Origin of the sequence: Muribaculum gordoncarteri, from assembly GCF_004803695.1 — a bacterium.
Lineage (GTDB): Bacteria > Bacteroidota > Bacteroidia > Bacteroidales > Muribaculaceae > Muribaculum > Muribaculum gordoncarteri.
On record NZ_CP039393.1, the window covers coordinates 2,696,069 to 2,711,175 of the forward strand.

The window sequence follows — 15,107 nt, forward strand, 5'->3', positions numbered from 1 at the left end:
ATTACATCATTTTTGCATATCTTGTAAAGTGACGCTGGTTTTTGCCGTCGCCTTCTTTACTATATTTACTGCATCGGCAGCCAACAACATGTCACAAGGATTTGCCGATGACTACAACACCCGCTACATAACCATCCATGAAGGACTGCCCCACAACTTCGTCGACGACATTCACCGCGACAGCAAGGGCTTCATCTGGATGGCTCTCAACGGAGGCGGAGTGGCGCGTTACGACGGACATGACTTTGTGACATTCGGCCCCTCCTCATCTTTAAGAAAGATAAAGAGCATCTTCGCAACAACGCTGAGCGAGGACAAATTCAACCGACTGTGGACCGTGACCGACCGAGGCCTCGACATAATAGATATGGAGAAACTCTCCACTCTTGCCGAAGACGACCCTATTTTTGCGAAGCTTGAGCAAGGCGACAACCCCATCGACATATCGAAGATTGATTTCGCCACAAGCGACAAAAACGGTAACATGTGGCTCCATGCCGACACCATAATAGCCAAAGTGTCGTTTAACGACGACGGCTCGATCGACCGCATAGCCACTTTGACTCACGACCCGCTTAACGTGTCGGTCCTTAAAATCAAGGACATAGAGGGCAACGGCACTCTGTGGACCTCAATCAACGGCGAGATAATGAACATCGAGGACCAAGGCGCTACAATTACCCTGAAGCCGGTAGCCGACTGCCTGAAGCTCGATCCTCACACCTATGTGAGCGACTTCATCGCCAAGGGTGACAATGTGTGGATTTCCACCGACCTCGGACTCTATCGTTATGACCCGAGCGCCAATATGGTAAAGCGTTATGTCTACAACCCCGCCGACCCTAAATCTCTTTCCCAGAACTTCATAACCGACCTCGACATAACAGCCGACAAGCGACTGATAGCCTCGACTCTGAGGGGTATCAACATCTACAACCCAATCAATGACAACTTTGAGCGCGTAGGCGATATGCCTCAGTCCGATCCCAGGGCAGTGTTCAACAACAACTTCATCAACTGCGTGGAGGTCGACAGCGACCGAATATGGTTTGGCACCGAAGGAGGCGGCCTGAACAAGTTTGTTCCGCGCAACATCTACATCACCGACATATTCCATGACCCCAACCGCACATCGTCACTCTCCGACAATCCCGTCAACTCAATATATGAGGATGTCGACGGCACAGTGTGGATTGGAACCGTAGAGGGTGGATTGAACCGCGCTCACAGCGACATGAAGAGCTTTGACCACTTCACGGCCGAAAACGGGGCGATAACCCACAATTCGGTCAGCGCGATAACGGCCGACCGTGACGGCCGCTTATGGGTAGGCACGTGGGGAGGCGGTCTGAATGTAATCGACCGCAAGAATCCGTCACATCGCATCGAAACCATCAATGCCACCGACGACGGGAGCCTTCCCATAGGCTATATCGGAGCATTGGCCTACGACTCAATCAACAACGGAATATGGATAGGCTCAAACTTAGGATTATATTTCCGTGACCTCAACACAGGCCGCATAACCGAGCCGTTCAAAGGGGCGGCCGACGGCGTGCCCGGCACAATAGGCACCGCAATCGACAAAAAGGGGCACCTGTGGGTGGGATCGCTTACCGGCGTTTATGACATCGTACTCAACGAGCGCAAGCCCGACGGCACATTCACCTACCGTCACATCAGCCACAAGCTTAACGACCCCAAGTCGAAAACCGCCGATAAGATAAGCTCGATCTACATGTCATCCGACGGCTCGATGTGGTTCGGAACCAATGGAAACGGCGTATATCACCGCGTCACCGACGAAAACGGTGAAAAGTTCATAAACTACACCACCGACGAGGGAATGCCCAGCGACATTGTCAACGGAATCCTTGAGGACAACGACGGTTATATGTGGATAAGCACCGCCAACGGACTCGCACGACTGAACCCCGACGACGGCACGTTCATCAACTACGACCGAACCGACGGACTCGCCAACGACCAGTTTTACTGGAATGCATCCTACCGGCTCAGCGACGGACGGCTGCTCTTCGGCACAGTCGACGGCCTGATAAAGCTCGACGGTGTGACCAAGAAATCCAAGGAGCTCCACTATCCCGTGTACTTCACGTCACTCTCCGTAGCCAACGAACCGGTGCATGCCGGCAGCGACATAACGCCCCTCGACATATCGTCGACCAAGCACATAACAATCCATGAGCGCGACAAGTCGTTCACTGTAGGATTCAGCGCGCTCGACTACGACCGTGACAATGCCGGACACTACAGCTACCGCCTTGTGGGATTTGACGACAAGTGGATAACCCTGCCTGTCGACCGCCGATATGTGACCTACACCAATCTCGAACCCGGAGTCTACAAGCTGCAGGTGCGTTACGTGCCCGAGGGCTCGCAACCCGACGAATCGGAGATTTCGCAGCTCGTCATAACGGTAAAGCCCTACTTCTACCGCACCCCGTGGTTCATGATGATAATGATATTGCTCGTGGGCGCATCGGCATGGCTCTTCCACTATTACCGCGTAAAGTCACTCACCAACCAGCGCACCCTGCTGCAGGCTTCGGTTGAAGAGCGCACATCCGAGATAAGGCAACAGAAGCAGCTCCTCGAGGCTCGCGCCGTGGCACTCTCGGAGCAAAACGACATGCTCAAGCGCAACAATGAGGAGATAACCGAGCAGAAGACCCAGCTCATCGACATGTCACGCCGAGTGCAGGACCTCGCAATGGACCGCATATCATTCTTCACCAACATAACCCACGAGTTCCGCACTCCCATCACCCTTATCATAGGCCCCACACAGCGTGCGCTGAAGCTCAGCTACAATCCCCAGGTAATCGAGCAGCTCAACTATGTGGAACGTAACGCCCGATACCTGCTCAACCTCGTGAACCAGCTCATGGACTTCCGCAAGCTCGAGTCGGGCAAGATGGAAATCGTGCGCACACGCGGCAACTTCGTCAAGATGGCCAACGAGATACTGACTCCCTTCCAGCCCTTTGCCGCCGAGCGAAACATAACCCTGCGAAGCCTCTTCCACATCCCGCAGCCCGAACTCGACTTCGACGGTGACGCACTGCGCAAGGTGATCCCCAACCTGCTCAGCAACGCCATTAAATTCACCCCCGACGGAGGCACCGTAACCTTCTATGCCGCAATGCTGCCCCAGGGTAAAAACCGCCCCGAGCCCATGCTCTACCTTGACATCACCGACAGCGGAAACGGCATACCCGAAAGCGAAATCAACAAGGTATTCGACCGCTTCTATCAAGGCAAGAGCCAAATAAAATATCCCATCCCCGGCTCATCGGGCAGCGGAATAGGACTCTATCTCTGCAAAAGCATCGTAGAGCTATTCGGAGGCTCGATATGGGCACGCAACAACCGCACCCGCGGATGCTCGTTCCGTGTACTGCTGCCCATGAGCAATGTCGAGGAGGCCACCAACAGCCTGCTGCCGGCTCCCACAGCACCCGCCTCGGTGCCCATGGTGCCGGTGATGCAGCCGTCGCCCGGCATCACCATCCTCGTGGTGGAGGACAACAACGACATGCGCCGGTTTATATGCTCCGTATTGCGCGACAAGTACAATCTGCTTGAAGCATCCAACGGCGAGGAAGCCCTGTCGATACTCCTCTCCAATCAGGTCGACTTCATAATAAGCGACCTCATGATGCCCGTGATGGACGGACTCGAGCTGTCACGCCGCGTCAAGGAGGACTTCGCCATATCCCACATCCCGTTCCTGATGCTGACGGCCAAGACGGGACAGGAGTCACGCCTTGAAAGCTACCGCGTAGGTGTCGACGAATACCTCTTGAAGCCCTTTGACGAAGAGCTGCTGCTCACCCGCATATCCAACATCCTCGAAAACAAGAGGCGTCATCAGTCCAAGTTCAACATCGACATGGATGTCGACGAACTTAACATCGAGGACGAGTCGCGCGACAAGAAGTTCATCGACCAGGTGATGGAAGTTGTCAAGAACAACTATAAAAACTCCTACTTTGAGGTGGGTGACTTTGCCGAGGCCCTCGGTATAAGCCGAAGTCTGCTCAACAAAAAACTACAGAATCTCACCAGACAATCGGCGACAAAATTCATGCGAAACTACCGCATGAGCATTGCTCGCGAACTCATACTAAAGAACCGTAAGACCCGCAACATGAATGTGTCGGAAATAGCCTATGAGGTAGGGTTCAACGACTCGAAATACTTCACTCGATGCTTCACCCGACAATTTAATGTAACGCCAAGCTCGATGCTAAACGGAGATGACACATAATAGCTCATAAAACCTTTAATATTAATCTATTACTAAAAATATACGAATCTATGAAAATTTTACATGTTGGCGATTTATCCTCATAATTTGTCTATTTGTCCACCATCGGACACATAGATATAAGTAATTTTGCACAGTTTGAAATTGAAGATTTACACCTTTATAAAACCAATTCCCAAAACGCGAATTTTAACCTGTTAAAGTACAGTATCCGGTGCGAAATTGAATAAGTTGCAGTGCTAAAAGCAAGACCTTATCAAAACAGCCTTGAGAATGAACTTTTAACCTAAAACTAAATATCAATTATGAAGACTAAAAAGTGGACGTCTTTTGCGGCAGCTATTGCTGTCCTCCTCTTAGGGTCATCATGCCAAGACTGGGGCGAAATGGACCCGGCGGCCGGCAATCAAGTGACGCCGACATTGGAAAACGTTGCTACGTTCTCCTTTGACGAGCCCGAGCTTGACCCGATTGTGTACAAAACGTATGCAAATGCCGACGGACAACTGCCTTCGGTGGTGGAAGATGACATAAAGGGAAATGTGCTTAGCCTCAACAACGGCTATGTGACCTTAAACAATCCTCTGAACTCAGTGAAAGTGCAGAAAGCGGTTTCAATGACCTTCTGGATGAAGCAGCCCCTGGTTGTGAATGTCGATGAAGAAGGCAACGAAACTACCGAGCCCCAGGATCTCACCGGTGCTCTTATTGCATTTGAAAATGAGAATGCGACCTCTAAGATGTTCTTCACCGCCAACGGCTGGATCAAATACAACGGCATGGACGGCGAGTGGGAGGATAACAATCCTGCAACTTATGCCACCGGCTACATCCCCGCAGGCGATTGGCATTATGTGGCGCTTATCATGCGCAATGACGGCTACGGACTATACGTTGACGGACAACAGAAGGTGGAGAAGAAAGTCACCGACTTCGACTGCTCAAAGATGGTGCAGTTCCTCAACAACGTAAGCAAGATGTATATAGGATCGACCGAAACTTCCAAGCCCTGGATGATTGACGACCTTAAGATATATCGCAACGAAATCACAGCCAAGGAAATCGCTCGACCCAACATCGGCAACGGCGGCGGTCAAGGCCCCGGTGGTGATGACAACAAGTTTGAGCCGATTGCTCCTATATTCTTCAACTCATTCGACGCCGGCATGAACGGATGCTCGATATACGGTGCAGGCTCAATAATATATAAGGGCGGTGCGTTTGGAAATGTATTCTCCAACGCAAGCGGCGCAATGCGCAGCAACTACCTTGTATTGCCCTCCAACGTGCTCGGTCAGTCGGCCGACACTCAGGCTCTCACAATAGGTGTATGGGTGAACCGCGGTAACGAAACAGAGTCTTCAGCCTACATGTGGGCACCTCTCTTCACCGCTTACGCATCCCACAACCCCACCGATAACGGAATGCCGATGCTCGCCTGCCAGTATCGCGGCGTGCTTCAGGTCAACTGCAACGGCTGGAGCGACTACACCGACGACCAGAATGTAAACAAGCAGAACATACTCTATCACGGCGAAAACGACTGGCTTGCCGACGGACAGTGGCACTACTACACTGCAGTGTTCACCCCCACAACGGCCAAGGTCTACATCGACGGCGAAATTGCCAATGAATGGGAAATCGACGGCACCAACAACACCGCCGCCGGCCTCTTCAGCAACGGCTCGGAACTCCAGTACATCTGCCTCGGCGGTAACCAGGCCTGGAACTGGGGCGACAACGACCCCGGATTCTGGTTTGACGACATCGCAATCTACAACCAGGAACTTTCAAAGGCTCAGATCAAGGCCATCATGGGACTCAAGACCAATGTAGCTTATGGCAACACATTCAGCAACGATGCCGACAACATGACCCTCAAGGGTGCCGGAACATTCGTTAACGATGAAACTCCCGGATTTGGCAAGATATTCCAGAATGCCGTAGGCGGTCTTCGCGAGAACTACCTCGTATTCCCCTCCGGAGCACTCTCCAAAGTTGGTGAAACCAAGGAAATGACCATCAACGTATGGCTCAACGCATCCAACGCAGGCGCATCCAACACCTACATGTGGTCGCCCGTAATGACCGGTTATGCCGAAGCTCCTGGTGGAAACGGATGCCCGATGTTTGCTTGCCAGTACCGCGGTGCGCTCATGATCAACAGCAATGGCCCCGACAACTCGGGCGACAACTGGTGTGACTACACCGACGCTCAGAATGTAGCAGGCACCAACCAGATTCTGCACGACGCCACCGACTGGCTCGTTGACCACAAGTGGCACCTGTACACAGCAGTGTTCACTCCTACCAGCGCTTTCGTATACTTTGACGGAGAACTTATCAACGAGTGGGCACTCGACGGTGAAAGCCGAGGACAGCAATGCGACCTTGAAACACTCTCGACACTCGGTTATGTATGTCTTGGAGGAAACCAAGCTTGGGGATGGGGCGACCCCGATCCCGGATTTGGATTTGACGACATCATGGTATACAATAAGGCTCTGTCACAGGCTGAGATAAAGCAAATCATGAATTTCAAGAAGTAAATAACTATAAATCTAAATACTGAATAATGAATAATAACAGCAAAACAGCAAAAGGATGGTGGAGCACAACGCTCCGCCACCTGCTGCCGACACTCATATTGATGCTGGTGGCTCAGAGTGCATTTGCTCAGTCAACGCAAGTCACCGGTACTGTCCTTGACGAAACCGGCGAGCCGCTGATTGGCGCCAGCGTAATCGAAAAAGGCACTGCTACAGGTTCCGCCACCGATTTCGACGGTAACTTCGTGCTCTTCGTTAAAGACCCCGCATCGGCTGTACTTCAGGTTTCCTATGTGGGCTATGAAACTCAGGATGTCGCCCTCAAGGGACAGACCAAGATTACAGTGACCCTCAAGGAGTCATCGGCTCTCCTCGACGAAGTCGTTGTCGTTGGTTACGGTCAGCAGAAGAAGGAATCGGTTGTGGGTGCAATCTCACAGGTTAATTCCGACGACCTCCTCGAAACTCCCGCCGCCAACCTCTCGCAGGCCATCACCGGTAAGATTCCCGGTGTGATCACCTCGCAGACTTCAGGTGCCCCCGGTGCCGACGACGCACAGATATTCATCCGTGGTCGCGCGACATTCGCAAGCGACGCACAGCCCCTCATCCTCGTGGACGGTATCGAGCGTTCATTCTCGCAGATCGCCCCCGACGATATCGAAACCATCTCGGTTCTTAAGGACGCATCGGCAACCGCCGTTTACGGTGTGCGTGGTGCTAACGGTGTAATGCTCATCACCACCAAGCGCGGTAAGGAGCAGAAGCCCGTAGTGAGCCTCACCGCCAACTGGCAGTTCCAGACTCCTACCCGCAAGGACACCTACCTTGACTCTTATCAGTCGGTAATGCTTCTTGAAGAGGCTCTCGCCAACGACGGCCTTCCCTCGCAGTACTCAGCCGCCGACATCGAAATGTATCGCAAGTCGGTTGCAGGTCAGCTCAGCGGTCTTGACGCTCTGCTCTACCCCAACGTTGACTGGTATGACGAAGTGTTGAAGTCATCGGCTCCCGCACAGCGTTACAACGCAAGCGTGCGCGGTGGTACAAAGCGCATGCGCTACTACGCATCACTCGAATACTACAACCAGGGTTCGCTCTTCAAGGAACTCTCCAACGACCCCTACGGCAACCCCTCAAGCCTCCACTACCGCCGCTACGGCTTCCGTGCCAACGCCGACTTCTTCCTGTCAAAGGATCTTACTCTGTCGGTTAACTTCGGTACCCGCTTCGAGGAGCGCAAGGGTCCCAACTCCAGAGAAGAAGACAAACACAGCGAAATATATTATCAGGCCAACCACATACCCGGATGGCTCTTCCCCGTGGCCTATCAGGCTCAGAACGGTGAAACCACCAAGACTCTCTACGCAGGTACCTCACAGTATCAGCTGAACCCCTACGCGATTCTTGCCGAATCGGGTTACTACAAGGGCGTGAACACCGTGAACGAAACCAACTTCATCGCCGACTACAAGATGGATTGGCTCACCCCCGGCCTCAGCGCACGCGCCATGATGTCATTTGACTACGAGAACTATCACCGTTCACTCTACAGCAAGTCGTTTGCAACCTACGAGCTCATGAAGGACAACAACGGTGTTCCCTACGATCCCACTTCGATCGACTCTTACAACCGCTTCAACTCCGACGGTACGCTCGCTCACTCACGCAGCAGCTTCACCCTCTACAAGCTCTACATGGAGGCTCAGCTCAACTACAAGCGCATCTTCAACCAGGTGCACGATGTTACGGCAATGGTGCTCTACATGCAGAATGACTTCCGTCGCCAGAGCGAACTCGCTCACCGCTACCAGGGTGTTGTAGGTCGTGTGACTTACGGATACGACAACCGCTACCTCGCCGAAATCAATGTCGGTTACAACGGTTCCGAGAACTTCGCCAAGGGTCGCCGCTTCGGTTTCTTCCCCGCATTCTCTCTCGGTTGGCGCATCGCCCAGGAGTCGTTCATGGAAAATACCCGCAACTGGCTCGACAACCTCAAGCTCCGTGCAAGCTACGGTCAGGTAGGTAACGACTCTTACAGCCAGCGATTCCTCTACGAGCAGAAGTGGTTACAGATCGGCAACGACTACTACTTCGGTACTTCAGGCCAGACCGGTATCTTCGAGCAGCAGTATCCCAACTACGCAGTTACCTGGGAGCGCGCTCACAAGTACAACGTAGGTCTTGAATTCGGACTGTTCAACAGCACCTTGACCGGTAACATCGACTACTTCTACGAGAAGCGTAACGACATCTTGACCGAATACCTCACCCGCCCCTGGTGGTTCGGTGTATCTTCGGCTGCTGGTAACCTCGGTAAGACAACCAACCAGGGTTATGAAATCGAACTTCACTACAACAACTCTATAGGTCGTGACTTCAACTACTCGGTAGGTCTTACCTACTCTCACGCCAAGAACAAGATCGTGGCTATGGACGAGCCCGCCAACAAGACCGGATACCGCAAGCGTGAAGGTCATGCTATCGGCCAGTTCTTCGGACTCATCGCCGACGGATTCGTAACTCAGGCCGACCTCGACGGCGGCAAGCTCCCCGTGTCGACATTCGGCGACGTGAAGGTCGGTGACCTCAAGTACCGCGACATGAACGGCGACGGATTTATCGACGACCGCGATGAAACATTCATCGGCTACAGCGACATCCCCGAAAACACTTTCGCACTCACTCTCGGTGCCAACTGGAAAGGCATTGGTTTCAGCGTGATGTTCCAGGGTGTTGACCACGTGAGCCGTTACTACGACGCCGAGGCAATGTACGCATTCGTTAACGGCGGTAAGGTTAAGGAACACCACCTCGACCGTTGGAACCCCGCATTGAGCGAAGCTCAGAACCTTGCTCAGGCCAAGTATCCCTTGCTTCACTACGACAGCAACGGCAACCACAACCAGCGTCAGAACTCATTCTTCCTGAAGAACGGTTCATTCTGCCGTCTGAAGAACATCGAGCTCTCCTACACTCTCCCCGAGAAGTGGACCAAGCACGTGTTCATGAGCCAGTGCCGCTTCTATGTGAACGCCAACAACCTCATAACCTGGGACCATCTTGATGGACTCACCGACCCCGAAAGCAGCGGCTCCAACCGTTACCCCATCTGTAAGACCGTTAACTTCGGTGTAAACATTCAATTCTAATTGCCTTATGATTATTATGAAAAAAACAATCCAAAATATAGCTGCTGTGGTGCTTCTCGGCTCAACAATGTCGCTCGCTTCTTGCGGTGACTTCCTTGAGAAGCAGCCCTCCAACGAGCTCACCGAGGACAAGACCTACGGAAACTGGAGTATGTTTGAGTACTTCCACAACGACACTTACAACTTCCTCCGTCACGGAGCTCTGCGCATCGGTAACTCTTGGCTTGATTCAGCAACCGACCTTGCTGAAACATCCTACTCCAACGGTGGTACCCGCACTTCGTTCAACATCGGTAACTACTATGCCGGTGGCGGCGCCGACGAGCTCACCTCTACTTGGGAGTCGCGCTATCGCGGAATCCGCAAGTGCAACCGTGTAATCACAGGCATCGACCGCGTGCCCTTCGACATCACCAAGACCGAGGAGGAGAACCTTGCCCTCCGTCGCACAATGGTGGCCGAGGCCCGTGCATTCCGCGCCTACTTCTACTGGGAAATGTTCCTCCGCTACGGTCCTATACCCATCATCAAGGAGGTTCTCGATCCTGAAGAGGACATGATTACACCCTACACCAAGCGCCCCACTGTAAAGGAGTATGTTGTTGACTTCATCCTCAACGAACTCAAGGAGGCCGAGCCCGACATGCTTCCCTACGAAGAAGCCTTCGTGTCGACCAAGAGCGGTCGCCTCTCTCAGCCCATGGCACGTGCGCTTGCATCACGCATCAAGCTCTACATGGCATCGCCCCGCTACGCGGCTCAGTCAGGCATAACCTGGCAGGATGCTGCCGACGCTGCCAAAAGCTTCATCGAGGACTACGGCGCTAACTTCGCCCTCTATCAGGAGGACAACATCCCCGGTGGAACCAACTATCGCAATGCAGTGCTCCGCACTCACTACACCGGCAATAACCATGAGGTAATCTTCTTCCGCAACGATGTTACCATCGGATGGGGAGGCATCAGCCTCGACTCTCCCGTAGGCGAAGGCGGCTCGGGCGGTAACTGTCCCTCGCAGAATCTTGTCGACATGTATGACATGGCCGACGGTTCGTCACCCTTCGCTCAGTATGACCTCACCGGTGCTCCGGTATATGTCAACGGAACTCCCACCGTCAATCCCGCAAGCGGCTACAACGACGAGGCTATGTGGAGCAACCGCGACCCGCGCCTCGAAGCTACAGTGCTTCACCACGGATTTGCCTGGGGTAACAGTACCGTTCGTCCCGACAACCGCATCAACGTAATATACGGTATGGCCGACAACCCCGCAGGTAACGCCAACTCGACCCCCACAGGCTACTACATGGCCAAGTACATTCCCGCCGAAATCCTTTCAGGTACTCACGCAGGTAGCGCCTACCGACTCTGGACCATCATCCGCTACGCCGAGATTCTCCTCAACTACGCCGAGGCTCTCAACGAAGCTCAAGGTCCCTCAGCTACAGTGTTCGACCTCCTCGACCAGATTCGTCACCGCGCAGGCATTACCGGTAACGTTGCCGACCGCGCCGACCTTCAGGATCAGGATGCTCTCCGTCGATTCATCCGCAAGGAGCGCACTGTTGAGTTCGCGTTCGAGGAGCATCGTCCTTGGGATGTTCGCCGCTGGAATGTGGCTGTAGAGGCTCTCTCTCGCCCCATCTACGGTGTTACGGTGACCCGTGTTGGAAACGCTACCGATGCCGACTACGACTTCGTACCCGGCAACTACAAGATCACCCGCAAGGTGGCTCAGGCTCGCGTTTTCGACGAAAAGATGTACCTCTATCCCATCCCTGAGGAGGAAGTATGGAAAACCGGTCTTGAAAACAATCCCGGATGGTAAAAATCTTAAATCGCTTTATTTTTAGACCAATTATGGATAACATCATAAAATATTTGTCAGCTAAAGGTAAATACCTTCTGACCGCAGTGCTTCTGGGCAGCACGCTCGCTATGTCGGCTGCCGGAGGTCGAGAAGTAAAGGGTCGCGTTGTCGATCCCGAAGGCAATCCCATTCCGGGAGCTGTGGTAAACCTTGCCGAGCAGAGCCGCATCGTGCTCACCGACCAGGACGGTAACTTCGTCCTCAAGGATGCCGGCTACGACGATGAAGTCAACGCAAAGTGCATCGGCTTCCTCACCAACATCGTGACAATCGAGGATCTTGACACTCCCCTCGTCATAACTCTTGAACCCGACAACGACGCTTACGCTCATCTCCGTCAGGTAGCTTTCGCCGAGAAGCCCTCAAAGTTCATGACCGAGTCTACCTCAATGGTGACCGGACAGGAGCTCCAGCGCTATCCCGTGACCGTGCTCCAGAACGCCTTCAACTCACTCCTCACCGGTGTACAGACCTATGAGGCATCATCCGAGCCCGGTTGGTCGGAAACCGCAATGTACATCCGCGGTGTCCGCACCCTCAACTCGGCTGCCCGCAGCCCGCTGGTAATCGTGGACAACGTTGAGCGTGACATCTCGTTCCTCGATGCATTCCCCATCGACAACGTGACAGTGCTCAAGGATGCTGCCGCTACCGCTCTCTACGGTATGCGCGGTGCCAACGGTGTCATCCTCGTAACCACCAAGCGTGGCGACGCCGGAAAGACCAACATCGAGTTCACTCAGGAAATAGGATTCCAGACTCTTACCGGAAAGGTTGAGAACCAGAACTCCTACAACATCGCCCTCACCCGCAACCAGGTGCGTTACCTCGACGGCCGCGAGCCCCTCTACACCGCCGAGCAGATTGAGAAGTATCGTCGCGTAAGCAACGGTGAAACTCTCGACGGCATGGACCGCTACCGCTACTTCAACACCAACTGGTTTGATGTTCTCTATCGCGAAACAGCTCCGGTAGTTAAGACCAACCTCCAGATTTCAGGTGGTAACAACCGCGCCCGCTACTACGTGTCGTTCTCTTACCTCCGTCAGGAAGGTATGTGGAACAGCGAAGGTACCAAGTTCAACGACCGCTTCACCACCCAGCACACTCTCAACCGCTGGAACCTCCGAAGCAACCTCGACATCAATGTCAACAAGTATCTCCGCGTAGGTCTTGACCTTGGAGGTCGTATCGACAACATCCTCCAGCCCACCACCCGTGTGTTTGACCTCACTACATTCGGTGCCGTGGAGGCCGACCCCATGCGTCCCGTTTACTGTCCCAACGGCGAGCTTTATGTCGACGGTAGCGCAAGCAACCCCATCTACCAGCTCGGTTCATCGGGTCAGGAGCGTAACCGCCGCCGCCAGCTCTACTCTACATTGAACGTTAACGGCGACCTCAGCCCCATCACCAAGGGTCTTAGCACCAACCTCGTCATAAGCTTCGACGCATTCGATGTATTCCAGTCGACTCAGACCAATGGTGTCGATGCCTACAGCTACGACTTCACCAACATGGCCGTGACCGATGTAAAGGACTTCACCTATACTCAGACCCGCAAATACTCGGAGCTCACTAACCCCTCGGCTAACGAGCGTGCCAACTCCTGGACCATCAACCTCCGCTACGGATTCCGCTACGACCGCACATTCGGCAAGCACCACATCGATGCCAACGCATTTGTGCGCACCTATCAGCAGCGTCTTAACGTGCGTGAGGCCAACTCCGACAACGGTATGTACTCATCTGACCGTTACCTCTCTTGGAACGGTGCAGCAACCTATATCTTCGACAACCGCTACGTCATCAACGGAAGCATCTCGCGCATGGGTAACGATAACTTCACACCCGACAACCGCTGGGATACATTCTGGGGCGTAGGTGCAGCATGGGTGGCTTCGGAAGAGTCATTCCTCCGCAACGACAACATCAACCTCCTCAAGCTTCGCGCAAGCTACGGTAAGGCAGGTATGAGCGACACCGGTGCAGGCCGTTATCCCTACCAGTCGACCTACTCGTCCAACGGTGGATACGGATTCGGTGAAAACAGTGCAACTTGGATTCCCGGTTACATCGAAAGTGCCGCCGGTAACCCCAACAACAAGTGGGAAATCTCCAAGATGGTAAACGTAGGTCTTGACTGGGACTTCTGGGGCAAGAAACTCTACGGTTCATTCGACATGTTCAAGGAGTGGCGTAGCGACATCCTCGTCGACCGCACCACCAACCCCGCAATCCTCGGTATCACATTTGCCAAGGACTCCTACGGTAAGGTTGAGTCAAAGGGTCTTGAGCTTACAATAGGCCACACCAACAAGATTGGAAAGGTTACCTACTCTATCGAAGGTCTTCTCTCGTGGAACACCAACAAGATCACCGAGATGGACGAGCCCGAACCCGCTGTCGAGTGGCAGCGCAAGACCGGAAAGCGCATCTTTGACTACGCTTCGGTGTCATCGCTCTACGAGTGGGAAAACCGCTCGGCAATCGGTGGATGGAATCAGTACCGCTTCGTGCAGTGGGCATCGGATCCCAACCTGATTTCAACCTCACAGCAGGATGCAATCGATCACCCCGAAAAGTACCCCTACAACTCTTTCTCGGGTGGTGGCCAGAAACTCGGTACCGCAGTGTTCAAGGACCTCAACGGCGACCGCATAATCGACTCTCGCGACATGGAGCCCTTCGGCTACACAATCATCCCCGAATTGACTCCCTCGATCTCACTGTCGGCTCAGTATGCCGGATTTGACCTCCGCGTCATCGGTACAGCCTACCTCAACCGTTCAGTGTTCCTGTCACCCTCTATGACCTTCTCGGAATGGGGTTCCAACAACTCAACCCACGCTGTAAAGGACGCTTGGGGTTACTACACCGACGATCCCAACGACCCGCGCAACATCAACGCAAAGTATCCCCGTCTGAGCTACTCGTTCAACACCGAGGACTCTTCACGTGACAACGGTTCTTACCAGAACGACATCTGGATCATGAACGGCGACTACTTTGCACTGCGTAACATCGAGTTCGGATACTCACTTCCCAAAAAGCTCATCGCTAAGGCTTACATGACTCGTTGTCGCGTTTACTTCAGCGCTTACAACATCGCCACATTCAGCCATCTCCCCAAGGGTATGGACCCCGAGAAGCCCATGTCTTACTGCTGGTGGTATCCCAAGACCCGTACATTCTCTTTCGGTTTAAACGTTGCATTCTAATTCATGAAAATTACAGAACTT

General features: G+C 53.4%; 5 protein-coding genes. All 5 read left to right on the forward strand.

The window, feature by feature from the left end; translation table 11 throughout:
* Positions 1–88 precede the first annotated feature (88 nt).
* The 5 genes from E7746_RS11875 to E7746_RS11895 all read left to right on the forward strand — a co-directional run bounded on the left by E7746_RS11875 (position 89) and on the right by E7746_RS11895 (position 15,086).
* On the forward strand, positions 89–4,291 hold the full coding sequence (locus E7746_RS11875) for a hybrid sensor histidine kinase/response regulator transcription factor (protein ID WP_136410937.1): 4,203 nt from the start codon (positions 89–91) through the stop codon (positions 4,289–4,291).
* Between the two features lie 305 nt (positions 4,292–4,596).
* Complete coding sequence (locus E7746_RS11880) at positions 4,597–6,840, forward strand: LamG domain-containing protein (protein ID WP_136410938.1); 2,244 nt, start codon at positions 4,597–4,599, stop codon at positions 6,838–6,840.
* Positions 6,841–6,941: 101 nt separating this feature from the next.
* Entirely contained in the window at positions 6,942–9,995 is a 3,054-nt protein-coding gene (locus E7746_RS11885) for a SusC/RagA family TonB-linked outer membrane protein (RefSeq protein WP_136411351.1), read from the forward strand.
* 16 nt (positions 9,996–10,011) lie between these two features.
* The gene (locus E7746_RS11890; RefSeq protein ID WP_123395789.1) at positions 10,012–11,823 is read left to right on the forward strand and encodes a RagB/SusD family nutrient uptake outer membrane protein; all 1,812 of its coding nucleotides are present in this window, start codon (positions 10,012–10,014) and stop codon (positions 11,821–11,823) included.
* 32 nt (positions 11,824–11,855) lie between these two features.
* Positions 11,856–15,086 (forward strand): SusC/RagA family TonB-linked outer membrane protein, encoded by a 3,231-nt coding sequence (locus tag E7746_RS11895; RefSeq protein WP_123395442.1) that lies wholly within the window; start codon positions 11,856–11,858, stop codon positions 15,084–15,086.
* The last annotated feature ends 21 nt before the right edge of the window (positions 15,087–15,107 follow it).